This is a genomic window from Flavobacterium sp. (genome assembly GCF_027490375.1).
Classification (GTDB): Bacteria; Bacteroidota; Bacteroidia; order Flavobacteriales; family Flavobacteriaceae; genus Flavobacterium.
The window spans coordinates 80,979-105,901 of sequence record NZ_JAIXYH010000059.1 but is presented as its reverse complement, the minus strand read 5'-3'; the positions used below and the strand labels follow the sequence as shown (position 1 = coordinate 105,901).

18 protein-coding genes are annotated in these 24,923 nt (G+C 38.8%); 9 read left to right on the top strand and 9 right to left on the bottom strand.

What is annotated here, in order from left to right:
* Positions 1-166: 166 nt before the first annotated feature.
* The 3 genes from Q0064_RS07760 to Q0064_RS07750 all read right to left on the bottom strand — a co-directional run bounded on the left by Q0064_RS07760 (position 167) and on the right by Q0064_RS07750 (position 3,202).
* Positions 167-1,909: a DUF262 domain-containing HNH endonuclease family protein gene (locus tag Q0064_RS07760; RefSeq protein ID WP_298146739.1), complete on the bottom strand. Its 1,743-nt coding sequence runs from the start codon at positions 1,907-1,909 to the stop codon at positions 167-169.
* A gap of 620 nt (positions 1,910-2,529) precedes the next feature.
* Entirely contained in the window at positions 2,530-2,856 is a 327-nt protein-coding gene (locus Q0064_RS07755; RefSeq protein WP_298146734.1) for a helix-turn-helix transcriptional regulator, read from the bottom strand.
* A 43-nt stretch (positions 2,857-2,899) separates the two neighbouring features.
* Complete coding sequence (locus tag Q0064_RS07750; protein ID WP_298146731.1) at positions 2,900-3,202, bottom strand: type II toxin-antitoxin system RelE/ParE family toxin; 303 nt, start codon at positions 3,200-3,202, stop codon at positions 2,900-2,902.
* A gap of 415 nt (positions 3,203-3,617) precedes the next feature.
* On the opposite strand from Q0064_RS07750, the gene Q0064_RS07745 reads away from it, so the two are divergent.
* Positions 3,618-3,797: a hypothetical protein gene (locus Q0064_RS07745; protein ID WP_298146728.1), complete on the top strand. Its 180-nt coding sequence runs from the start codon at positions 3,618-3,620 to the stop codon at positions 3,795-3,797.
* Positions 3,798-3,876: 79 nt separating this feature from the next.
* On the opposite strand, the gene Q0064_RS07740 is transcribed toward Q0064_RS07745, so the two are convergent.
* The 5 genes from Q0064_RS07740 to Q0064_RS07720 form a co-directional block, all read right to left on the bottom strand.
* Positions 3,877-4,872 (bottom strand): hypothetical protein, encoded by a 996-nt coding sequence (locus Q0064_RS07740; RefSeq protein WP_298146725.1) that lies wholly within the window; start codon positions 4,870-4,872, stop codon positions 3,877-3,879.
* Positions 4,873-5,111: 239 nt separating this feature from the next.
* Positions 5,112-5,681 (bottom strand): DUF2199 domain-containing protein, encoded by a 570-nt coding sequence (locus Q0064_RS07735; RefSeq protein WP_298146721.1) that lies wholly within the window; start codon positions 5,679-5,681, stop codon positions 5,112-5,114.
* Between the two features lie 1,278 nt (positions 5,682-6,959).
* Positions 6,960-8,033 (bottom strand): hypothetical protein, encoded by a 1,074-nt coding sequence (locus Q0064_RS07730; protein ID WP_298146717.1) that lies wholly within the window; start codon positions 8,031-8,033, stop codon positions 6,960-6,962.
* 81 nt (positions 8,034-8,114) lie between these two features.
* Positions 8,115-8,705: a hypothetical protein gene (locus tag Q0064_RS07725; protein WP_298146714.1), complete on the bottom strand. Its 591-nt coding sequence runs from the start codon at positions 8,703-8,705 to the stop codon at positions 8,115-8,117.
* 205 nt (positions 8,706-8,910) lie between these two features.
* On the bottom strand, positions 8,911-9,387 hold the full coding sequence (locus Q0064_RS07720) for a helix-hairpin-helix domain-containing protein (protein ID WP_298146711.1): 477 nt from the start codon (positions 9,385-9,387) through the stop codon (positions 8,911-8,913).
* A gap of 541 nt (positions 9,388-9,928) precedes the next feature.
* Here Q0064_RS07720 and Q0064_RS07715 point away from each other — a divergent pair.
* From Q0064_RS07715 to Q0064_RS07700, 4 genes are all read left to right on the top strand, one after another.
* Positions 9,929-11,299, top strand: coding sequence for a hypothetical protein (locus tag Q0064_RS07715; protein WP_298146708.1), 1,371 nt, complete (start codon positions 9,929-9,931; stop codon positions 11,297-11,299).
* A gap of 3 nt (positions 11,300-11,302) precedes the next feature.
* Positions 11,303-12,640: an aldehyde dehydrogenase family protein gene (locus tag Q0064_RS07710; RefSeq protein ID WP_298146705.1), complete on the top strand. Its 1,338-nt coding sequence runs from the start codon at positions 11,303-11,305 to the stop codon at positions 12,638-12,640.
* 70 nt (positions 12,641-12,710) lie between these two features.
* Complete coding sequence (locus Q0064_RS07705) at positions 12,711-13,496, top strand: hypothetical protein (RefSeq protein WP_298146702.1); 786 nt, start codon at positions 12,711-12,713, stop codon at positions 13,494-13,496.
* A gap of 109 nt (positions 13,497-13,605) precedes the next feature.
* Positions 13,606-17,562 (top strand): PAS domain S-box protein, encoded by a 3,957-nt coding sequence (locus tag Q0064_RS07700; protein WP_298146699.1) that lies wholly within the window; start codon positions 13,606-13,608, stop codon positions 17,560-17,562.
* A gap of 131 nt (positions 17,563-17,693) precedes the next feature.
* On the opposite strand, the gene Q0064_RS07695 is transcribed toward Q0064_RS07700, so the two are convergent.
* Complete coding sequence (locus tag Q0064_RS07695) at positions 17,694-19,229, bottom strand: YifB family Mg chelatase-like AAA ATPase (protein ID WP_298146696.1); 1,536 nt, start codon at positions 19,227-19,229, stop codon at positions 17,694-17,696.
* Positions 19,230-19,393: 164 nt separating this feature from the next.
* Here Q0064_RS07695 and Q0064_RS07690 point away from each other — a divergent pair, with 164 nt between their 5' ends.
* From Q0064_RS07690 to Q0064_RS07675, 4 genes are all read left to right on the top strand, one after another.
* Complete coding sequence (locus Q0064_RS07690) at positions 19,394-22,366, top strand: amidohydrolase family protein (RefSeq protein WP_298146694.1); 2,973 nt, start codon at positions 19,394-19,396, stop codon at positions 22,364-22,366.
* Position 22,367: 1 nt separating this feature from the next.
* Positions 22,368-23,654: an amidohydrolase family protein gene (locus Q0064_RS07685; protein ID WP_298146691.1), complete on the top strand. Its 1,287-nt coding sequence runs from the start codon at positions 22,368-22,370 to the stop codon at positions 23,652-23,654.
* 12 nt (positions 23,655-23,666) lie between these two features.
* A complete protein-coding gene (locus Q0064_RS07680) occupies positions 23,667-24,023 on the top strand; it encodes a VOC family protein (RefSeq protein ID WP_298146688.1) in 357 nt (118 codons plus the stop codon).
* A gap of 81 nt (positions 24,024-24,104) precedes the next feature.
* The gene (locus Q0064_RS07675) at positions 24,105-24,479 is read left to right on the top strand and encodes a PH domain-containing protein (protein WP_094485152.1); all 375 of its coding nucleotides are present in this window, start codon (positions 24,105-24,107) and stop codon (positions 24,477-24,479) included.
* Positions 24,480-24,923 lie beyond the last annotated feature (444 nt).

The window sequence follows — 24,923 nt, the reverse complement described above, 5'->3', positions numbered from 1 at the left end:
TCACGACAACTGTAAACTCAGGTACGAGGGTTTTTAACTTAAGTGCAATTAGATTTGCGTTACGGGCAATGGTTTACCTTTTTAAAGTTAATTTAAAGTTTGTGTGGTTTTTAAAATAACCTCAAAGTCGGGAGACTTTGCGGAGCGCAGGGGTCAGCGGCAGTATTTACATTTCTAGTTTCCATGTTTGATTATAAGCAACATCTGCTAAAAAATCAAACCAATCATTTTGATTTGTTTCATCCCAATTTATTTTTGATTTATGCTTTTTAAGAAACTCATTAACTACTTTTAAATCAGATTGTTCATAAATGGGTAATTTGTCAATAAAACTTTTATTTCCACACTGCTCATTTAATTGCTTATCTATTGGTAATAAATTGCCTAACCAGCCATAATTTCCATTTGCATTTGTTTGCGGATCTATATGTTCTAGAGATATCTTATTAATTGACAGTTCATCTGTTTGCCTATAAGAATTTTCAATTTTGCTAAAAACATATTGAATTAACTTCTTATCACGTGTATATTGATTTGTAAATTTTAATTCAGAAAATTTTTGTTTGAATGAATCAAAGCTTGGTTCTTTTTCTTTATAAAATGATAGCAATTGATCAATAACTTCTTTTGATTGTTGTTTGGTCGTAGCTTTTCTAATATCTCTAGCTGTTTTTGAATATTTACCTTCGAAAATGTTCATTTTCAGAGAAGATATACCGGAATACTTGAAATGAAATTTTTCCATTTCATTCAATATTTTACAAAAATCTGAATGATTTATTAATCGATCGACTCTTTTTTTTATCAGAGCTAGAATAAACGTCCTAATTTGTGTGATTTGAAATAAACTCAATGCATTTAAACTATTAAAAACAGTAGCATCATTTTGATCAGGCCAATCAGTCTTTAAAGGATTTGCAATTAAATTATAAATATCTGCCTCCTTTCCTAAATCCACAATAAAATCATAATGATTAAAAGAATCTTTATTACTTTCAATTTTAAAATTTTTATAGATTTTCGATTCTGTAACAAAATTGTATTTTGAAAGCCAAAAATGTCTAAAAAATGTCTCAAAGTTGATTTTCGTTGCTCTTGAGGATAGATTTAGTTGAATTTGTTTCCAATTTCTTTTTGCTGTATCATCAGGATGAGTACTATTTAACACTTTAAATAAATCATTTTTTATAAGATCTACTGATGATAAATTTTTTCCTCTTGCATTAAGTGTTTCAAATATCATGTATGCATCATCTTCATTTGCTACAGTGATATAAATAACTTTTAGATTAAGTAGTATTTCGTCTCGAACTGCTTCTAGAATTGCCAATTGTTTTTGGTCAATTGACCCTGGAATATCATTCCAAAATTTTATATCTTTTTTTAAGTTTTCTAATTTTAACTTATTGATAAAATATAAGTATGAATCCCAAAGAGTTTTTTCCTCTTTATTTTGAGGTTGATTTTCTTTTTTACTAATATGTTGTATTGATTCTTGTAAAAATGGTGCAGGGTTTTCATTTTCTAATTTAAAAAAAGGTTTGAATCTAACGTCTTTACCTTCAATATATGTGCTATAGATTCCTTGAGCGAAATCATTTTGTCCAATGCTTTTAAAAGTTTCTACTAATGCTGAAAGCAGAATTGTTATTGTTGTTAGTCTCTGCTGACCATCAACTATTAGCATCTCAGATGATTTATCTTCTCCAATCAAAACCAATGAACCAATGAAATATTCTAGATTTACTATCTTGTCATCCTTTATATTTAAATTATTAATTACATCATGCCATAGTTCTGAAACCTCATCCTTTGTCCATGAATATTCCCTTTGGAATCTTGGAACAACATATTTTACATTAGTTGAGAATAAAGTACTAATCGTACGAGTATAAGCGTTTAAATCCATTTTATTTGTCTATCAAGTGTTTATAATATTGCCTATAACTCCCAAATATACGATATTTTTTATATCTCATTTGAGCCTGTTATTCGTGAAACCACGGGAAAATTAATGAAAAATACCATCTTCTACGTCTGATGGCTTTTGCAAATTTTCGTTTCTCCAACACGTTAAATTAAACACTCCTTTCATCTTTTATCTCTCACGAATATACGTTTTTTCCACTAAACGTTAGTAACGTATTTCCTAGCCCCGGTTGCAGCGGCAGCCCGGAGAAAAATACGGCTCCGTGAACCGCGACTGTTGTGGCGACGCAAGGAGCCCACAACAGGTCGTGTGAACGCGCCGTATTTTTTGAGGACTATAGCGGAAAACGGGATTGGCTTCTAAACCCTAAAAAAACTAATGCACCAAATAAAATGTCCGCAGATAGACGGCGCAGGTGTGCCAAAAGTTGCTTCGTACCAATATGGCGGGAAGCGGAAAATTTGCGGAGTGGGGTACTTTTCATACCAGCTTCAAAGTCGAGAGATTTTTGCTGAGCGCGTGGTTAAAGCTGGCGTACTTTTATACTAAACTCAAAGTCGGGAAACTTTGCGGAGCATAGGGTTTGCCTTTCTTTTCTGTCAAGCTAGTTTAACAAAATTGTCTTCTAGTTTTACGTTAAAATTAATTTCTGCTTTTAATGCTTTAAACACCTTAATAATGGTGTCAATAGTCGCACTGTTGGCACTGCTTTCAAGTTTTGATATTTGAGCTTTTTGAACTCCAACAAGTCGGCCAAGTTCTTCCTGCGTTAAGTTTCTTTCTTGTCTTGCGGCTTTAATCATTTTTCCTAAAACGTCCATACGAAGCTCGTATTCGTAATCGTCGCGTGATGGTGTACCGACTTCACCGATATACTTGTCTTTCATCTCGGCAAGCGAGTAAGTCTTTAATTCTTTAGTTGCCATATGATTACTTTTTTTGTTTGCTGTTAAAATATTGGTCTCTCAGTTATATGGCTTGGTTAATTTCATTTGCCGGAACTTTATCAACCTTCTTCACAAAACCATGGGTCGCAATCACCAAAGTTTTTTTAGTATCTGTCTTGTCCCAAAATGCAAGAAGTCTGATTTGAAGTCCTGCAAACTTTGTCCTAAACTCCCAAATGTCATTTTGAAGTTTCTTAAAAAGTTTGGAGTCGTTAGTCTGTTCAGCAAGATCAATATTGTAAATAATTTTCTTTCTGGTCTTAGTGTCGAGCTGCGAAATAAACTCGTTTACTTCTTCTAAAAATTTTGTTTCGAAAAATCTCATTTAACATTGCCTTATTAGACGTTACAAAGTTACGTAAATGTTTCTAAATTTAGAAACATTGTTTTTAGTGTGTTTTTTCTAGTGTCGCTTTTTTAAGGTTACTCGCAACTTCCAAGTATAGGAAAGTACATATTGCAAACTTCGAAGCACTTTTCAAGAATACGCTTAAACAGCGGCGTTCGCTTATCATACTTTGCGGGCATTTCGTTGCTATCGGGGCCGCGAAAAGCGTTACCAGGAAAGCGTTTCCGAACAAAACTTGGGAGTACGGATTGCACACGAAGCTCTAGCCGAACAGTCGAAGTAAATCCGCGCGAGCGGGGACGCTGGTACACTTAAGAAATATGAAGCGCGTAAATACCAGGGGCATTGAAAACGCCAACAAACACGTCTTGATGCTAGTTTAACCTATAACTTGAAGAAATATCTGACCTTCAAAACCAAAAAACCAGCGGCAATAGCCAAAGTTATATCACAAAAGAGAGAAAAGCTTTGCGGTTTTACAAAATGGCTGTTTTTTGAGGCGAAAAAAGGCGTTTTAAGGCTTAGTTATTTTTTAAAACCACACGCTATTTTGCGAACGAGCGCACTTTAAAACGTCCTATTTGAGCTCGTTTTGATTTGCAATTTTTATATTTTGGCGAAAGATGATAGTTGTGCAACGGTTACTGCTGTTATACGCAGAATTTATTTATGATTGTTTCCCACACAAATAATCTTTCTTTAGATAATTCTAAATTTTGAATGTAACAATCAATGTGAGATTTAAAATATTGAAGTTTTGTTTGATCATATAGTTCAGTATACTTTTTGATTGCAAGAGAGAAATTTATTATTCTATGCTTTTCACCTTGAATTTGACTTAATGAAACTTGAACACATTGTTCAACTCCATAATATTTCAAAAATGTTTCCGGATTATACATTAGAATATTTTTTTCTTTTTCAAGATTACCTAAATCAAAATATTTGGAATCTTTAACAATAGTATTAAATGCTTCATCAAATTCTGGATTCTGAATAAGAAAATCGTCAATTTGATCAAATGTTTGAATATCAACATTTGAAATTTCTCGTATTTTTTCAAATATTGTAAAAAGTGCGTCAGTTTGAATTGATAAAATATTATTTTCTTCTTGAGCCAACTCAATTTCTTGTAGAGATGCTTCTTTAAGCATGTCGTCAACTTTTTCTAAAAGTTCGCTGTTTTCAATATCTTTTGGTGAGCAATAGTCTGGATTTTGAACAATATCTATACCAGACTCAAAATAAATCTGAGAAACGAGACGAGTACAAAATTGTCTATTTTCTTCTTCGGCTTTTTCAAGTGTTTCTAAATATGATTTCATTAGCTCTCTTCTAGAAGAATAACCCATTCCTACTTTAGAACTAGAATTTATTAATCCAATTTCTAATTTTGGTAATAATGATAAATCCTTCAATCGAAGTACACATAAATCATCAATATTTTGAAATAATAATCGTTGTGGATTTACTGATGCTACACCTAAAGCATTAGATTCTAAGCACGAACTATTTCCTCTGTATATTAAAGCATGAGAAAAATTACTTTTCGAATATTCTCTAATTTTTTCACAAGTTCTGTCATTTGTTTTAATCAGTAATATATCACCAATTAATAAGTTTTCTCTTTTTATTACGTAGCTCATTTGTAATTTTGCGTATAACGTTCAAGGCTTTGTGCAGGTGTGGGAATAGAATTCCGTCTGCCTGTAAACGTCAGCTAAATTTATAGGTTTCAGTTGATGATTTATTCTTTTGCTCAATAGCGTTCTGTCGAGCTGGAACTTTTGCTCAATATTGATTTGCTGCTGAACTTACTTACGTCAAGCCACACTTGCACAAAACCTCTTGTTGGTAGCAGTTTTTCGTCCACCGAGACGAAAAACTACCATAACTTCCACCAAGGTTTTCTTTGTGTTGTCTTACTGTCTCTGTTACTAATTGTTTTGAGCATTTCTTTTATTCGTCTTTCGGCTTCTGTCTTTGTAATACCATTGTAATAGTCATTTACAAATGGATGGTCAAAATCTTGATGTGGAACAATTTCTGGTCGATTATTTCCTGTCCTTGTAAAAACTGTTGTTGGAATACTACCGACACTAAAGTCATAGTCAGGTAAGTCATTACTCAACCAACCAAAATATTTTGTTTCGTGATTTTCATTATTGAAGTTGTCTGAATAATCTTGGAAACTTTTGTCACTCAACGAAACCCAAAGTCCATATTCAAGGTCTTCGCAATAGTCAATAACTTTTTGTGTCAAAGTGCAGCGAATAAATCTGTCTGTTTGGTCGCTGTGTGCAATAACGCAAAAGTCTGTGTCAAGCTCTCCAATATTTTTCTTGTCTTCTTCTGATAATGTGTCATAGTTTGTAGGCGAAATATAAACTAATGCTGGCCATTCTTCGTGTTCTTTCCCACAACAGCTACAAGTATATTTTATAGTTTCTATCATTACTTTTCTCTGTCAAATTTTGAAACGGAATGTGTCTTGATAAAATTGCTACCAACTCTCAAATATACGAAAGTTTTTACATCAAACTTCGATTCTATTTTTGAGTAAACCCCTTTAAACATGGCAAAAAACATGTTTTTATTAAATTAGCAAGCATTGGAAAAATTTCGCTTTTTTGATATGTTAAATTTGTAGTTGGCATTTCAAAATTTATAGTCTAAAACGTAACCAACTAAAAATTTGTATTTCTTAGCGAAAACGTTATTTTTAATCTTAAAATCTCCAAAAAACACATTTTAAAAAACAGCATTATTATTTGGGTTTTGTTTGCAAACGTAAGCAGTTGCAACCACCCAAAACTACCTGCTTTTAGATATTTTTCCACCAAACGTTAGTAACGTATTTCCTAGCCCGGATGGAAGCGGCAGCCCGTAAGAAAAATACCGTATTGTGAACCTGTAGGTGCGGGCGACCCAAGAAGCCCAAAACCTGCAAAGTGAACAAACGGTATTTTTTGCGGACTATAGCGTACAGACGGAGGGAGCTTCGCAAAGATTAAAAGATTAAAAAATTAAAAGATTAAAAAATTAAAAGATTAAAAGATTGAAAGATTAAAAAATTAAAAGATTGAAAGATTGAAAGATTGAAAGATTGAAAGATTGGCCTTCGACAAGCTCAGGCACCAAAAATCGACAGGCTGAGGCTCCAGGCGACGACACGTGGATTCGGGTGGGAAGATGATACGTTAAATAGTAAACGTCGCGCAGTCTAACTTCTAACTTCTATTTTCTAACTTCCCAAAAAAGACACGTCAAGTGGTGAACGCATCAAAATTCCGCCTTCGACGAGCTCACGTACCCAGCTTTTTAATCGCACAGAAAACACTGAACCTCACAGAATTTTGGGCAATAAGGTACCGTTGAGAAAAACACAGAACGTGTCAAGCCACCAAAAAATCGCACCAACCTTCGGCAAGCTCAGGCACCAACGATACGCGGGTTCAGTTGGGCAAAACGATACTTAAAGTGGTGAATTCATCGAGTCTATCCCGATAGCTATCGGGACTCGTGTCTAGCTTCTAACTTCTAAAAAACTTACTCCTTCGACAAGCTCAGGCACCCACGATACGTGGGTTCGGGCGGAAAGATGATACATGAAGTGGTGATCTTATCAAAGTTTTAATACTTAATACTCCCATCTTGATACTTACGGTTAGCCTTCGACAAGCGTATTTCGGGCAAATTTCTGGAGCGCGTGTGAACCATGGTAGCTATTTCGCTATTCTTTCACTAATAGCTCAGTGTTTGCAACCCATAACGCAAAATAAGGTCGCTTGCTTGCTTTCTTCTTTATCATCAAGAAAAAAGGTTTATCAAAATGCAGCTTTTGCTTTGGCGGGATTTTCGCTAGAGCTTCTTCGCACGCGGGCGCTTCCATTTCAACAATCGACTCAATTCCTGCCCCTGTTTGATCGAGAAAGAAAGCATTCTGTTGGGTAACTTCTTTCAAAAAATAAGTTTTACCACGGGCCAAAAATCTAGAACCTATGAGCTTACTAAAATTGGCTGCAATATTGAATCTGATTTTTGGTATAAATAACTCGTCTTCACCATTTATTTCAAACTTCCATGCTTTTTCCTTGTCGCTCTTTTCTTTAAGACCTTGCTGTAGTTTCAACTCGAAATCGGACAGCAAGCTTTCCATCGATTTATATCTTTTATTTGGCATATAAAGGACGATTTCATGCCTGTAATCTCTTGGTTTTAGCTTAATTGCAAAATCATTGTCGGAGCTATAAAACAAAACTTCTGTGCTAGTAGTTACTGGGAAATAATATCCAATGGTTCCGAAAGATTCGACCGCAGTATTATTGAATTTCAATCGTTCTTTTTCACGATAATATTCGGTATTGAAATCTATAAATTCATACGCAAATGGCAAAGATTTTTTAAAGTTTGCAAACACTTTTACTCCAAAATCATTAAAATCAGTTGTGAAGGTAACATCTTTCCTACTACGTACATCTTGCTGTGACTTCGAACGATTTAAAGCTGATAGCTCCGTTGCTTTCGGATCAACAACAATAGGCTCGTTAAGCGTTTTCTTGAGCTCATCCCAAGCATATAAAAGTGAGACGCAGTAAACCGAGTTAAAACCCTGTTGCAGAGAATCTTCTAAAGTTGCTAAAACCTTTGTTTGTTTGTAATTTTCTAGACTTTGTACCGATGGAAATTTCTTATCCGTCGATTTTTTTGTTTCCATTAGAAAATCGTCTTGTGTCTTAGTCTCTTGCTTTTTACAACTATTCAGAAAAAGCACACAACCCAACAAAACAAATGCTTTTGTTTTCATAACAATGATCGTTTAAATTAAAAACACTCAAACATAAGTGCATGACAGCCTTTAAGTAATCCTAACTGCAAAACTCAAAAATTATTGACCTAATTCTGCATGATTTACCGCAGCAGCACTCGGATCAAAGATTTTATTTATTCGCGGCTGTATAATCCAAATCCCAACGAAAGTAAACCAAAGTAAAAAGAACTCGGCCGCATAATCGTTAAAACGAGCTTCTCTTTGTAATTCAACTGATTTCAAAGATTTTGCAAAGAAATAAAGACAATAAAAGTTACAGAAAATGGCAAACAGATGTATAAGAATAATTAGAAGAACTGCTCCAGCTGGCAATAATTCGAATACACGCAAATCGCCGCTAAACACTATTCCCATTAAAGAAAATAAAGCTAAAATGTAAACCAATGGAAAGAAGAAAAAGAACTTGAAACGATTCAAACGCAGTGAACTTGTTTCGGGCAATTTTCGATGTAAATTAACCACAGAAGTAAAGATCCATCCGTGGAGAAAAAATAGAACTACCAACATTAAAAATGGAAATACACTAAACATGATAGTGAAGTTTCTTGTAAAAATGAATGTGAAAGTCAAAATGATATAGAAACAAAAAGGAATTGCGAACTGCAGTAAAAACAACTGCCAATGCTTTAGTCTTAAGAAAAATTTCATAACTTATAATTTTAATCTAATTAAAATTCAAAGTTAGCTCGGCTTTGCGAAACAAACTTTAGTAAATCGCTAAGAAACTATATTTTCTCGACTTTTCAAAAAAGAGGACATTGCAGTAAGAGTTAGATTCATTTCATCCAGGATGATAGCGACAGATCAGCCGTTGATTTTCGGTTATCGCAATAAAAAACTTCTATTTTTCTTCTTACTCATTTCCAAAAACTTCAAACCAAGCTTTTTGAGGTCGGTTTCTGGGATAGCCGTGTTCTGCGCGAAACTTTTTTCGGTCATCGGTGAAATCCCACCAGGTTTTTGTGGTGTCGAAAGTTCTTGCAAAATACACGATTAGTCTAAATTGATCTTCTACGCAGGGATCTACCCAATAGCCTACTTTTTGTTCGTAGGCATCGAAAAGTTTAGCACCATCTTTTTCTCTGAATTCATCAAGTGAATAGAAGCCCAGAAATACTAAATCCTCGGCAAACTTGATACCTATTGATGGAATACTTTGAAAGGTTGCCAAAGCATAAATTTCTTTAGCTCTTGCGGTAGGTACTTGTAGAATTGCTTCTATTTGATAGGTTGCATAACCAGCCAGGTCAGCAATTCTGATTTTTTGCTGTCTCAAACTGGCCTTCTCTTCCGTTGTTAGCGGAAGTTTTATGTTGGTTTTAGTTTTCATCCCCTGCAAAGGTCAACAAATAGTCGATATCATCAGCTGTAAAAATTCTTCGGTTGTGCAAACTGTTGCATTTTTAGAGATAACCGCAAGAATAACGGCCAACCGACTCTGCGAGGGTTTTAAACTCTCGCAGAGTGGGTTGATTTATCCCTTTTAAAACGTTTTGATTTTAAATACGCTTGTTGATTTTAGATGATTGGTAAGCTGTACTATGATTTCTAGTTTTAATCGAATTCAGGTTTTGGTTTATTAATCCAAAAAACGGGCGATTCGCAGGTAATTTCCAGCGAACGTTGGCAACGTATTTCGCAGCAGCGGCAGAGCGGATTACCCCACAGCCCTGCGTCCGGGGTTCGGGCGCAGGGCGAGGAGTATGAGCGACGACGCGGCCCCACGTGCAGTTGCCTTCCGTACGGACGTTTTTTTGTGGGGGCTGCCCAAATAACGAAGCAATGAGTGCTAAAAACTCGACTATTTTAAATAGAGAATCTGATAAAAATGAAATTAGTTTTCTATCTTTAACCAACTAACTGACTTGATTATGAAAAAAATTATCTTTTCTGCTCTTTGCTGCGCATGCTCATTTTCTTATGCTCAAGAGCATTTTTCGGGCTTTTCGTCTTCGAGACGCGTAGGAATTTTAAATGCCGGCGCGAATCCATCAGAACTCGCAAACTTATTCCGAACCGTTGACATTCAGCTGTTTGCATTTAGCCTTGATGCTAGCAATAACAAAGTGGGCTTCTCAGATTTAATTGAGGGAAAAAATGTTGAAGACCTAATTTTTGCTGGAGGAGAAGCTGTTGATTTTGACATTAACACGCAAATAATGGGGCCAAGTGCAGGCTTTAGTGCTTTTGGCTGGGGTTTTGGCGTAGCTACACGTTCGCACATTCGGGCAAACATTAGCAATGTTAATACCGAATTGGGAGATGCCTTAACCAACAGTGCCCTAAATAGTATTTTAGGTGCCAGTACCATTTCGAACAGCGAAAACCAACGGATTACGGGTACGGTGTGGGGCGAACTTGCTCTTAGTGCTGCCCGTAAATTATACGACAAGAAAAATCATCAAATTAACGCAGGTATTTCCTTAAAACTCTTGTTTCCAGGAAGCTATGCAAACTTGGGGATGTCGGCTTTTCAAGGAACCATAACCAATACGGCAGGCGACGTTCGTTTAAACAACGCGGCAGCTCAACTAAACATTGCTTATTCGGGCTCACTCGCTAACGAATTTACCGATGCGAGCGACTACTTTAGTTCCCTTTGGGGAGGTTTGAATGGTGTAGCTACCGACATCGGTGTGGATTACCAATGGAAAGGCGCTAACAATAAGTACAAATTAAAAGTAGGTGCTTCAGTTTGTAACATTGGAAGCATGACCTTTAAAGATGACAACAATGCAACGAGAACGTATTCGCTTTCCGTGAACGATGCTAATCCGGTTAACGGACTGGGATTAGATTTAAACCAGTTCGAATCGATTGACGGTCTGCGTGATATCGAAAACATATTGATTGCGAACAACGGTGCAAATGGCGTTGACTTTACGCTGGAAAACGAATCGCGCGATTTTAAAGTGAAATTACCAACAATTTTAAACTTATATGCCGACTACCAGATCATTAGCAAGCTTTCGGTGACTCTTTTTATGGTACAACGCCTGAACGATGAGGGAGCAAACGATCAAATTTTGTCGCAGAATATGCTTTCCATTACGCCGCGATTTACCACGGGAATGTTTGAAGGTTTTATACCCGTGAATTTTAATGAAATTAGTGGAACTACCGCCGGTTTAGGATTGCGTTTGGGCGGATTTTTCTTAGGCTCTAATTCGATACTGACTGCCTTGTCGAACGATTCAAAGCAAGCCGACTTTTTCATCGGTTCTCGATTTGGTATATTGTAGTGTATGAAACATTCTTTTAATCCATCGATATCGGAACGCATTGCAAAACTAGAACAGCTTCGCAACTATCTTGAAAAACATGAATCGGAAATCGTAGCTGCATTACATGCCGATCTAAAAAAATCGGAATTTGAAGCCTTTGCTACAGAAATTGGTTATGTGCATGCGGTTTTGTCCGAAACGATAAAAAAACTCCCGAAATGGAGTAAAAAACGTTGGGTTAGTCCGGCGCTTATTAATTTTCCGTCGCGCGATTATTTGCTTGCCGAACCTTATGGAAAAGTATTAATTATAGCCCCATGGAACTACCCGTTTCAATTGTCGATGGTTCCATTGATATCTGCTCTAGCAGCAGGAAACAGCATTGTTCTAAAGCCTTCAGAATACGCGCCAAAAACAGCTTTGCTGCTCTCGAAGATCATTCGAGAGAACTTTGATGTAAAGCAGGCTGTTGCCGTATTAGGCGATGCAGCAATTGCAGCCGATTTACTCGCGAAACGTTGGGATTACATTTTTTTCACAGGCAGCGTTCATACCGGTAAACTGGTTGCACAAGCGGCAGCAAAACATCTGACGCCGATAACCTTAGAGCTGGGCGGAAAAAATCCGTGTATTGTTGATGGCTCAGCTGATTTAGAATTGGCCGCCCGCCGGATTGTCTGGGGCAAGTTTCTAAACAACGGGCAGACCTGCATAGCACCCGATTTTCTGTTGGTAGACAGTTCAATATCAGATGCTTTAGTAGATCGTCTTAAAGCTGAGATCAAACGAATGCTTGGAGATTCTATTCAAAGTAATCCGGATTATGGACGCATTGTGAATAGACGGCAATTTTTGCGTTTGAGTAATTATCTCGAAACAGGTGTTGAGATTTTACACGGCGGTCGGACCGACGAATTCGATTTGTATATCGAACCTACTCTAGTAGCGGTATCGGATGAAAACAGTTCGATCATGACCGACGAATTGTTTGGACCCATTTTGCCGATTATTCCGTATCGTTCGCAACAAGAACTCGAGAGATGGCTCACGCGACTTGAAAAACCACTTGCTTTTTACATTTTTTCGAATTCGGAAGTTTTTATCGACCAATATACGAGACAGTACTCCGCTGGTGGAATTTGTATTAATGATACTTTGGTTCAGTTTACCAACAATAAGTTGCCTTTTGGCGGTGTTGGCGAGTCGGGATATGGTACCTATCACGGTGCATATTCTTTCGAGACTTTTTCGCATAGAAAGCCGATTGTTCGTCGAGGTTCGTGGCTGGATATTCCTCTTCGGTATCCGCCTTATAAAGGAAAACTCACAACCTTGAAAAAATTGTTGAAATTATTTTGAAACAAAGCTTCGGAAATTGCTACTAATAAACCGATATTTGGAATTAATTAACAACTAACACTAATTTTTTATGAGTAAATTCGACGCTAATCAACCCATCCAACTAAGTTTTGGAGAAGCTCTTGAGCAAACTTTTAATACCTGGAAAAAAATTGCCTTGCTCACCGGTGGAATATTAATCTTGTTGGGAATTGTAGGAGCTACTATTTATGGAGGTCTTTTTGTGTTAATTTTTGGGACTACAAACATAGCCCAAGAGTTAGTTAATCTGCAATCACTCGACAATCAGACACCGCTAATGTTGTTGACCTTGATTTTTACAGTTATTGTAGCAGCACTATTTACACCCATTACTGCCGGATTAATTCAAATTGCGCACAATGCCGACAGCGGAGAGGATTACTCTTTTAACACAGCATTTGAACACTTCAAAAGTGTACATCTCAAAGACTTAATATTAAGTGCTGTTATAATTAACTTAGCATCTCAAGGATTATCGATTGTTGGTCAACTATTGTCTACTCAAACAGATTCTATAAGTACATTTATTGCAGGTACCTTATCAACCCTATTATCTTTACTTACATTTATTTCTATTCCTTTCATCATTTTTGGGAAATTAGATGCAATAGAAGCTATCAAAGCAAGTATATCTGTTTGCGGAAGAAAATTCTTCACGGTTTTATTTCTTATAATTGTTGTTGGAATTATCGCAATACTTGGTGTGATTGGCTTATGTATCGGTATATTCTTTACCATGTCTCTTATAAATGCGTTGCAATACAATATTTATAAATTGGCAGTTGGAATCGAAAATGTTGATGAATTATCGCAGATTGGAGAGGACTCATACTAATATACACAACGAAAATAAAAATGAAGCTGCCTAATTGGGCAGCTTTTTTTATACTGACAATTGCTAAATACTGTTAAAATTTGTAACTTTTACGCATAATTTTTAGAGCTTGAATACAAATACCGTAGATAATTGGTGGGAAATTGTGCCATTGTATTTAGCAATGTGTGTGATTTCGTACTTATTAATCAAGAATTTAATCAAGCTTGATAAACCGGTATTTAAACTCAAAAGAAAGAAGCAAGATTTTAGTCGGTTTAAAACCTATAACATTCTATTTGGCGCGCTCATAAGTGGAGGCGAAATTTTTCTTTACCTGTTTTCGCTACGCCCAACTTATCAATTTATAGTAAATCTCAGTTTTGGCGTATTGCTGCTGGCGTTCAGTTTAGTCATGTATGTTCGGCCACAAACCAATGTTTTTATCAAGTCGTTTACCAGACTAGCGTATGTAGTTTTATTGAGCTTATACATTTACAATTTTACCACAAACGGCAACAGCCTGCTCAATTTCGGAACCTTATTAGCTGTAATTTTAGGCGCGCCGTTTATTTTTCGAAATACGAAAATTCACGTTATTCTTCTTTTTTTCCTTTCGGCCAGCTTTACCTGTTTGTATCTTCTTGGATCTCTTTCGGAAGAAAAGTTGATTATATCGCTTTTTACCTTTCTCGGAATAACCATCATTCAATACCTACGCAGTAAAGAACAGGCTGCTTCTGTGAATGGTTTGCTTTTCGCAGACGCAATTGTAAATAAGGGATTGTCTTTAGTATTAGGAACAAACATTGAAGGTGAGATTGTATATGCAAACGATGCGATAAAAACCATTTTAGGTTATCAACCTGAAGAAGTTATGGGTATGAATTTCTGGCGACTTACCGAAGATCCCGAATTCATTGGCGCGCGTTATCACGATAACTACATCGACGAGCGATTGTATTTGAGAAAGTTAAAGTGCGCCGACGGAACCACAAAAATCATTCAATGGAAAGATAAAAAATACGACGACAACTTAATAATCGGAATTGGGCAAGACGTAACTAGTGAAATAGACATCCAAAATAAATTTCAAACGCTTATTGAAAATGCTATCGATGCCATTTTTGAAGTAGATAACCAAGGAAATATTACCTTCTTGAATGCTTTTGCACTTCGGTTACTAGGCGCAACAAAAGAAAAAGTTATCGGCAAAAAATACACACAGTACATTCGAGCCGATTACCGAAAAAAGATGTCGCACTTTTACGACTATCTGGTCGACTCGGATGCAACATTCCCCACTATTGAACTTCCCATCATCAACGAGAACGGCGATGAAATTTGGATCAGTCAGAAAATCACCATCCGACGCGATGTGAGCGGAAAAGTTATTGGCTATTCAGGAATTGCAAGAAACATTACCGATTTAAAACGTATTCAAGACAGTGAAATTCTGCGTCAGCAAAAAATAGAACGCTACAGCCAAACAATCACTAAGCTTTCGCTGAACAATTACTTACGGCACAAAAATCTGACTGCCATATTGCAATTTATTCTTAGAAAAGCATCGCAAGAAGCTAACGTACAGCACGTGAGTTACTGGGATTTCACTTCGCAAAAAATAACGTGCCAATGTCTGTTTGAAGCCGAAACGAATTCGTTTTCAAAAGGTTGGACCATCACAAGAGCACAAGCACCCAATTACTTTCAAGCACTCGAACAACTCAATCTAATCATTGCAAACGATGCCTTAACCAATGCACATACGATCGATTTTCGTGATAAGTATTTGAAAGAAAAAAATATCAAATCGCTCCTTGACGCGGCGATTATTCGAAACGGAAAAATCGTTGGTGTACTGTGCTTCGAAACCATTACCAAGCACGTGTTCGATAACGAAGATATTGCTTTTATACGCTCGGTTTCCGACATCATCTCGTTGGCAATCGAAGCGCAACTGCGGAAAGATATCGAGGAAAAGTTGGCGTATCGCTCCGACCTACTAACCGCTATGGCAAAGTGTACCGAAGTATTCTTGAACAACAAGAACGCCGAAGATATGTTTGCCCAAACATTCGAAATCATCGGAAAAACAACTGATGCCGATCATATTTATTTCTATGGAAACGATCCCGTTTCAAACTTAATTTCGCAAACGTACAAGTGGGGACGACCCGGAATAACGTTACAGATTACGCCAGTCCAAAAGTTCACGCACCAAAATTTAAAGGAGATCACCGAACCGCTGAAGCGCAACGAGATTTACCAGTCCTATCCAGAACAAATGGAAGATGGATTCCTCAAAACTGTGCTGTTGCAGAATGAAATCAAATCGATTTTAATACTTCCCATTTTTAAGAACGGACTTTTCTCTGGCTTCATTGGTTTCGACGATTGCAGTAAAGAACGCGAATGGACTGAAGACGAAATCTCGATTTTTCAAACTTTAGCCAATAACATTAGTAACGCTCTGGAACGCTATGAAGCCGAGCGCCTGATCTACGAATCGGAAGAGAAATTTAAGTTGTTAGCTACAAACATGCCCGGAACCATTTACCTGGCACGAAATAGTAGCGACCGACCGATTGCCTTTATCAACGATCATATTACAACTCTTAGCCAATACAGTAAAGATGATTTTTTACGAAACGGTTTAAAAATAACCGACTTATGCCATCCCGATGATTTGACAGAAATCAACAATGAAATTAATAAAGCTGTCGCTGAAAAAACTGTTTTTTGCGTCACGTACCGTTTGCGTAAGAAAAACGGCGATTACATTTGGGTAGAGGAATACGGTGGAGTTATTGAAATTAATTCGACGGTACATTTCATCGAATCGATTATCATCGACATTAGTGGTCGGAAACAAACCGAGTTGGCTTTGGAAGCACGTGATTTTGCTGAAGCTGCCAACAAAGCAAAGTCGGAATTCCTCGCTAATATGTCGCACGAAATTCGAACGCCACTCAACGGCATTATCGGATTTACCGATTTACTGATGAAAACCAATCTGCAAGACATACAAAAGCAGTACATGGCAACCATCAATCAATCGGCCTCTTCCCTACTCGATGTCATTAACGACATCTTGGATTTTTCAAAGATCGAAGCAGGAAAATTAGACCTCGACTTCCATCCGACCGATGTGCGGGAAATGGTCGACCAAGTGCGGGATTTGATTTCTTATGAAGCCAATCAGAAAGAACTCGACTTTATCATAGACATCGACGCTGAGGTGCCGCAATCTATTGAAATAGATTCTGTTCGCTTAAAGCAGATTCTTATCAACCTGCTCGGAAATGCTGTGAAGTTTACCAATGAAGGATCCATATCATTTCGAATCATTTCACTCGAGGCCAGCGAAACATGCCGACACAAGTTACGTTTTCAGGTTGCCGATACCGGAATTGGAATTCGACAAGAAAACCGAGACAAAATATTCAAAGCTTTTTCGCAAGAAGACAATTCTACGACACGAAAATTTGGCGGAACCGGCTTAGGATTGAGTATTTCAAACCAACTTTTAGGCTTGATGAACAGCAAACTTCACGTCATCAGCGAAATAAATCACGGAAGTACATTTTATTTCGATCTTCAAGTAAAGATTGCCAAGCCACAAGTAATCGAAATCGTAGAAAAACCGACTGTAGTTGAAAATCCTGTTGTTCCAGAATCGCTCGATTCTTTAGCGAATGAGAACCTTCAAATTCTGTTGGTTGAAGACAACAAGGTGAATATGTTGCTTATTAAAACTATTTTGAAGCAAATGTTACCTAATGCCAATCTGGTCGAAGCTGAAAATGGCGCCATTGCGGTAAATCGCTGTGCGGAACAAAACTTCGATTTTATCTTTATGGACATCCAAATGCCGGAGTTAAACGGTTACGAAGCCACTCACGCCATAAGAAACATTAAACGGTTTGAAAAAGTTCCGATTATTGCGCTTACTGCCGGAACTGTAAAAGATGAACGCGATCGTTGTTTGGAAGCCGGCATGAACGACTACGTATCGAAACCCATTTTAAAGGGAACTATCGAACGCGTTTTACAGACTTGGCTACTCAAAACGCCGATTTTTTAAAATCGTTTTTCCAAAACTGATCGCAACTTCAGTAAAATTCTGCCGCCAAAAAAACTCCTATTGTTGTTCCCGATTGCTTTGCTCTCCGTTGTTTGCTTTTCGAAACCTCATCAAACGAACCTAATTTCCATTTAGCCCAACCAGCCTTCACGGTCGAGACTGCGGTATTGAATCGCTTCAGCAATGTGCATCGGTGCAATTTGTTCTGATCCGTCTAAATCGGCTATCGTACGCGCAACTTTCAGAATACGATCGTAAGCACGTGCCGATAAGTTTAATCGTTCCATAGCCGATTTCAGCAAATACAGGCTCGACTCATCGAGTGCACAAAATTCGCGGATCAAACGAGTCGACATTTGCGCGTTGTAATGCACGTCAATTACCGATTCGTAACGCTTGTGCTGCCGTTCTCGCGCCATACGTACGCGTTCGCGAATGGCTGCGCTACTTTCTGCGGGTCGTTTATCCGACAGGTTTTCAAAAGGAACCGGACTAACTTCAATATGTAAATCGATTCGATCGAGTAACGGACCCGAAATTTTGCTCATATACCGCAGCATTTCATTGGTAGAACTACTCACCACAGCGTTGGTATCGTTAAAATACCCTCCCGGACTCGGATTCATACTGGCCACCAACATAAACGACGCTGGATACGTGATTGTAAATTTGGCACGCGAAATCGTAACCTCACGATCTTCTAAAGGTTGGCGCATCACTTCGAGAACTTCGCGTTTAAATTCGGGTAATTCGTCGAGAAACAAAACGCCGTTATGCGCCAAAGAAATTTCTCCAGGCTGTGGAAAACTACCGCCACCAACCAAAGCCGCCGACGAGCACGAGTGGTGCGGACTCCGAAAAGGTCGTCTCGAAATTAATCCTGCCGACTTTACCTTTCCCGCCACCGAATGAATTTTTGTGGTTTCGAGCGCTTCTTGCAAACTCATTTCAGGTAAAATAGAAGGCAACCGTTTGGCAAGCATCGTTTTTCCCGATCCGGGTGGGCCAATTAAAATGATGTTGTGTCCGCCTGCAGCAGCAATTTCCATACAACGCTTAATTCCTTCCTGTCCTTTTACATCTGCAAAATCGAGATCGCGTTCCAATTCGTGCTCTTGGGGTACAGCTATTTGAGGTTGCTGAGGCGTTAAACTGAGTTGTCCGGAAAGAAAACCAACAATTTCCGACAAATTAGAAATGCCATACACATCAAAACCAGCAACGATAGCCGCCTCTGCAGCATTTTGTATCGGAAGTAAAAAACCTTTAAATCCATCGGCTTTTGCTTTGATGGCAATGGGCAGTGCGCCGCGAATGGGCTGTAAACTACCGTCTAAAGACAATTCGCCCATGACGATAAATTGTTCGATTTCAGACGCTTGTAACTGCCCAGAACCGATTAAAATTCCGATTGCCAGGGTTAAGTCGTAGGCCGATCCTTCCTTGCGTAAATCGGCTGGTGCCATATTCACAGTTATTCGCTTTCCCGGAAAATTATAGCCCGAATTCTTCAGCGCAGCAGCAATGCGGTAACTACTTTCTTTGACGGCACTGTCGGGTAAACCAACCAAATGGTAGCCAATTCCTTTGTCCATGTGGACTTCAACAGTAATAGTGGTTGCATCGACACCAAAAACGGCACTTCCGTAAATTTTAACTAAAGGCATATATTCAAACAATTAGGCTTAGATGCAGCGAAGGTAAAAAGGTGCTGAAAAATAATTTTACGGAAAAACCGTAAATATTAAAAAAGAGAAGTTTTCAAGCAGATTTATCATTTAACAAGGTCACTCAACCGTATTTTACTAAATTTGGTCGATAATCTTACAGTATGTTTAAAAAATTAAAGGTTTTGCTGCTGTTTCTGCCAGTAGCACTTCACGGTCAAATTTACTTTCCCAACAACGAATCTACTCAGGTTCAAACCACAAAAAATCAAGCATTTACAAATTGTAAAGTTTACACAGGAAACGGACAATTGCTTGAGAATGCCACAATTTTAGTTTCGGATGGCATCATCAAAGCAGTAGGTCAAAATTTGAGTGTTCCTAAAAATTACCTCGTCGAAGATTTGCAAGGATTATCTGTTTATCCTTCATTTATAGATATTTATAGCAATTTCGGAATATCAAAACCCAATTCAAACTACCGCAACTCACCTGTTTACGATTTACCGGCAAAAGGCTTTTACTGGAACGACAACATCAAAGCGCATCAGCAAGCCGTGTCGCTGTTTAATTTTGATTCAGAGAAAGCAGAGTCGTTTTTAAAGAATGGATTCTCAACAGTAGTTACACATCAACGCGACGGCATCGCACGCGGTACCGGAACTGCCATTTCTTTACTGCTCGAAAACTCAGCCAAACGCATTCTCAATCCAAAAGCAGCTACTTTTTATAGCTTCGACCGCAGTGCAGCAGCCATACAATCGTATCCGACCTCGCTGATGGGAAGTATTGCTTTGCTACGTCAGTTCTATAACGACGCGCTTTGGGCGAAAAATAACGGTATTCAAGATGCCGACTTACAGGCGTTTAACGAACAGTTGTTGCTTCCTAAAATATTCGAAGTACGCGATCATCAAAGTGCGCTTCGTGCCTTAAAACTTCAACAAGAATTCGGATTTAAAACCATAGTTAAAACCAACGGAACGGATTATTTAATTGTGGACGATTTGAAAAAAGCACAAACTGCAGTGATCACGTCGTTGTCGTTCCCCGAAGCATACGATGTTTCTGATGCAAACCTCGCCAACCAAATCGATTTTTCTGACTTACTCTATTGGAATCAAGCGCCTGCAAATCCGGCTACCTTGGCAAAAAACAACATTCCGTTTGCCTTTACTTTGGCCGATTTGAAAAAAGCCGACGAGTTTAGAACTAATGTTCAAAAAGCAATACTTTACGGACTAAGTCCAGACCAAGCACTTGACGCTCTAACGATTACACCTGCAAAATTAGTGGGATTGGATTCGAAAATGGGAAGCATTGCTGCAGGCAAACAGGCAAATTTCATCGTTGCTAACGGTCCGCTATTTACGCCTGAAACCGTTTGGTATGAAACGTACACGCAAGGAGTTCCCTACGTGCTGGCAGATCGCAAACAAATCGACATTCGCGGTACGTACAAACTCAGTATGAACAATCAGGAATTTACGGTAAAAATCACTGGAACTACGGCAGCAGCACATTCGGAAGTTACCGACTTGGCCGGCGTTAAATACAACTCCAAACTTAGCTATTCACGCGACCGTTTGCAACTGTTGTTAAAACCTGCCGACTCGCTTACCACGAATTTTAATCGACTATCGGCAAACGTAGTAAATGCCGAAAATATAGCCGGAACAGCGGTTTTACTCGATAATAAAACAGTACCTTTTTCACTACAAAAAACAGCTGCCGCAGAAAAAGCAACTCCTGAAAAAGCACCAAAACCTTACGAAGTACTGCCGGCGCGTTTCCCTAACGGCGCTTACGGTCTTACTAGTAAAGCAACGAAAGAAGACCTGTTGTTTAAAAATGCTACCGTTTGGACCAATGAAAAAGAAGGCATACTCACTGAAACAGATGTTTTGGTAAGCAACGGAAAAATTAAAGCCGTTGGAAAAAATTTAGCCGCGAGCACTGCAAAAGTAATCGATGCAACAGGCAAACATTTAACGAGCGGCATCATCGACGAACACTCACACATTGCTGTTTCTAGCGGCGTAAACGAAGCCGGCCATAACTCTAGTGCCGAAGTAAGCATACAAGATGTGGTCGATGCAACCGATTTAAACATCTATTTGAATTTATCTGGTGGCGTAACTACATCGCAACTCTTGCACGGCTCCGCGAATCCGATTGGCGGAAAATCGGCAATCATAAAATTAAAATGGGGCGAAAATGCCGCAAACTTATTGTTTCCAAACCAGCCGGGATTCATCAAATTTGCCTTAGGTGAAAATGTGAAGCAAAGCAATTGGGGCATTCAAAATCCGTCGCGCTACCCGCAATCGCGTATGGGCGTTGAGCAAACTTTCGCCTATTATTTCGATAAAGCGGTGGCGTATAAAAAGGAATGGGCCGATTACCGCGCTTCCAAAAACAAAGGCTTAGCTCCAAGAAAAGACGCTGAACTAGAGACTCTAGTAGAAATTCTCGACGGAAAACGCTTTATTACCTGCCACTCGTACGTACAATCAGAAATATTGATGCTGATGAATTTGGCAGAGAAATACAATTTCAGAGTGAATACGTTTACGCATATTTTGGAAGGATATAAGGTAGCCGACGAGATGAAAAAACACGGCGCGGCAGCTTCTACCTTCTCTGATTGGTGGGCATACAAATTTGAAGTTAACGACGCCATCCCATACAACGGCGCTTTGATGCACAAACAAGGTGTTTTGGTTGGATTTAATTCAGACGATGCGGAAATGTCGCGCCGACTGAACCAAGAAGCAGCAAAAGCAGTGAAATACGGCGGTGTGAGTGAAGAGGATGCTTGGAAATTTGTGACATTAAATCCGGCGAAAATGCTCCATATCGACGATCGCGTGGGAAGTATTAAGGTAGGAAAAGATGCCGATTTGGTTTTATGGTCTGAAAATCCGCTTTCGGTTTACGCTAAGGCAGAAAAAACCTTGATTGACGGAACTATTTACTTCGATCGCGAACAAGCTGAAAAACTTCGTTTGCAAATGTATGCCGACAAAGGGAAGATTTTTAGTCAACTTTTGGAAGAGAAAAATAAAGGAATGATTACCATTCCGCCGAAAAAAACCGAACCAAAGCACTATCACTGCGACACCTTAGAACCATAAAATGAAAAAGTTAACACTATATATCTCGTTATTTACGCTTGCTTTCTTTACAGCACAAGCGCAACCCGCACCCAAACAATCGGAATCGATTTTAATTACCAATGCCATCATTCATACCGGTACGCTACAAGTGATTGAAAGTGGCGCTATCGGCTTTGATAAGGGAAAAATAACCTACGTGGGTGCAGCAAACTCGGCACCAAAAAACAGCTTCAAAAAAGTGATTGATGCCAAAGGAAGTCATATTTACCCAGGCTTTATCGCGACCAATTCAACCTTAGGTTTGCTCGAAATCGATGCCGTTAAAGCCAGCGACGACATGGCTGAAATTGGCAAATACAATCCGAATGTTCGAAGTATTATCGCATTCAATACCGAATCGAAAGTAATTGAAACGGCAAAACAAAACGGCATTTTATTGGCGCAAATCACACCAAGAGACGGCCGCATCAGCGGAAAATCGTCGATTGTAAATCTCGATAGCTGGCACTGGCGTGAAGCCGTCATTAACGAAGACGAAGGGCTTCACATTAATTTCCCGCGAACCTTTGGCAGAGATTGGTCGGACGGCAGCGGAAAACTATCGGTTGCTAAGGATTACGACAAGCAAGTAGCCGAATTAGAAAACTATCTGAAAACCGGAATTGCCTACCACAACGAAACTAACGAACAAGAAAACGAGCCGTATTTTGCTATAGCCAACTGGTTTAAAAATGGTGGAACGCTTTACATTCACGCCAATGAAGCACAGCAAATGACCGATGCGGTTTTAATGGCAAACCGACTCAACATCAAAAAAATTGTTTTAGTTGGTGCTTCCGATGCCGATCAAATCACCGATTTACTCAAAAAATATCAGGTGTCGGTACTGATAGAACGCGTACACAGTTTAATCTCGCACGACACAGATCCGGTTGAAAAACCGTATGCAATGCCTGCCATTTTGCGCAAAGCCGGAATTATCGTGGCTTTGGAAAACAGCTCGGAAATGGAGCGCATGAACACGCGCAATTTGCCGTTTATGGCAGGTACTGCAGCAGGATTTGGCTTAAGCAAAGAAGAAGCCTTGCAATTAATTACGTTACATGCTGCGAAAATCCTGGGAATCGACAACCAATACGGTTCGTTAGAAGTAGGAAAATCGGCAACGTTGTTGGTTTCAACCGGCGATGCACTCGACATGCGTGGAAACAACATCACACAAGCATTCATCGACGGCCGTTCCATCGATCTGCAAACGCACCAAACCAAATTGTACGAGAAATACAAAACCAAGTACCAACAATAAGTGGTTTTAGCCATGATTGAAAGTATTCACCCGAAACTTCCGATGCGAAATCGAGCGCAAACACGCGACTTTTACGAGAAATTCTTGAAATTCACCGACGTGAGCGCAGTGCCCTATCCCGAGTATCTGATTTTGGAAAAAGACGACTGCGAACTTCATTTTTTCTTGTTTGAAAATTTGGTTCCCGAGGAAAATTACGGACAAATTTACCTGCGTGTACGCGATATCAAAAGCTTTTACAACGAGCTGTTATCGCGAAACGTGCCGATTCATCCGAACGGAAAATTGGAAGCAAAACCTTGGGGACAAACCGAATTTTCGATGCTCGATCCCGACAACAACTTACTTACTTTCGGCGAAAGCCTGTAAATTATAGTAGAATTTCGCAAAAACAAACACAACATGCCCCGAGTAAATACGTTACTTTTGAACACTTAAACGAATACACACATGGGAATTTTTAATGCCATTTTAGGAAACGCTTCGGAAGCTAATATTGCCGATTTAGAAAAAGAATTTCAGCCGATACTCGTAGCCGGCGAGCATATCGAAAAAGGCTATAAAATCATAAAAGATCAGTTTATTTTCACGAACAAGCGTCTGATCTTAGTGGAGAAACAATTGGTGGGCAGCAAGGCCGAATACTTGAGCATTCCGTACAAAAACATCAATAAATTCAGTAAAGAAAGTGCCGGTTTGTTGGATTTAGATGCCGAATTGAAAATTTGGGTACGCGGCGAAGCACAGCCCATTAGCAAGCAATTTGGGAAAGGCGGCAACAACATAAACGAAGTGTATCAGATTCTTGGCGCCTACGTTTTGTAAATTTTCAAATAGTTAAATTCGGCCGGTTCGGGTATTAAAATCTACGCCGATTTCTGTAAATACGAGAAGAATACTAGCCGTAGTATTCTTTTTTTTTGCGGCAAATTTAGGTCGTACGCATTTTCATAATTGATTTTAAACTTTTGTAATTTTTATTTGGGCGCATCGCGGCGGCAGGCAAGTAGTGGAAATTTGTGCCGCCCCGTCCCGCTTTCGCCTTTACTCCTCGCCTATTTCGCTGCGCTACATGCGGCTGCGGGGTATCGGCTCAATCGGTTGCGCTGGTATCGTTACCGCGATTCGTTCTCTGGAATGATTGTTCGTGCACGCTGTTGCGTTACCGAGCGGCGTGAAAAGGAAAAGAAATTTTCAACCAACTCTGCGAGAGTTTTAAACTCTCGCAGAGTTGGTTGAATTACGACCTGAATGGAGGAAATCGATTTC

Coding starts and splice junctions, on each gene's coding strand:
- Q0064_RS07750 (WP_298146731.1), bottom strand. CDS start 3,202: ATGAGATTTTTCGAAACAAAATTTTTAGAAGAAGTAAACGAGTTTATT.
- Q0064_RS07730 (WP_298146717.1), bottom strand. CDS start 8,033: ATGAAAACAAAAGCATTTGTTTTGTTGGGTTGTGTGCTTTTTCTGAAT.
- Q0064_RS07695 (WP_298146696.1), bottom strand. CDS start 19,229: ATGCCTTTAGTTAAAATTTACGGAAGTGCCGTTTTTGGTGTCGATGCA.
- Q0064_RS07675 (WP_094485152.1), top strand. CDS start 24,105: ATGGGAATTTTTAATGCCATTTTAGGAAACGCTTCGGAAGCTAATATT.
- Q0064_RS07760 (WP_298146739.1), bottom strand. CDS start 1,909: ATGGATTTAAACGCTTATACTCGTACGATTAGTACTTTATTCTCAACT.
- Q0064_RS07715 (WP_298146708.1), top strand. CDS start 9,929: ATGAAAAAAATTATCTTTTCTGCTCTTTGCTGCGCATGCTCATTTTCT.
- Q0064_RS07710 (WP_298146705.1), top strand. CDS start 11,303: ATGAAACATTCTTTTAATCCATCGATATCGGAACGCATTGCAAAACTA.
- Q0064_RS07740 (WP_298146725.1), bottom strand. CDS start 4,872: ATGAGCTACGTAATAAAAAGAGAAAACTTATTAATTGGTGATATATTA.
- Q0064_RS07720 (WP_298146711.1), bottom strand. CDS start 9,387: ATGAAAACTAAAACCAACATAAAACTTCCGCTAACAACGGAAGAGAAG.
- Q0064_RS07685 (WP_298146691.1), top strand. CDS start 22,368: ATGAAAAAGTTAACACTATATATCTCGTTATTTACGCTTGCTTTCTTT.
- Q0064_RS07735 (WP_298146721.1), bottom strand. CDS start 5,681: ATGATAGAAACTATAAAATATACTTGTAGCTGTTGTGGGAAAGAACAC.
- Q0064_RS07680 (WP_298146688.1), top strand. CDS start 23,667: ATGATTGAAAGTATTCACCCGAAACTTCCGATGCGAAATCGAGCGCAA.
- Q0064_RS07755 (WP_298146734.1), bottom strand. CDS start 2,856: ATGGCAACTAAAGAATTAAAGACTTACTCGCTTGCCGAGATGAAAGAC.
- Q0064_RS07690 (WP_298146694.1), top strand. CDS start 19,394: ATGTTTAAAAAATTAAAGGTTTTGCTGCTGTTTCTGCCAGTAGCACTT.
- Q0064_RS07705 (WP_298146702.1), top strand. CDS start 12,711: ATGAGTAAATTCGACGCTAATCAACCCATCCAACTAAGTTTTGGAGAA.
- Q0064_RS07725 (WP_298146714.1), bottom strand. CDS start 8,705: ATGAAATTTTTCTTAAGACTAAAGCATTGGCAGTTGTTTTTACTGCAG.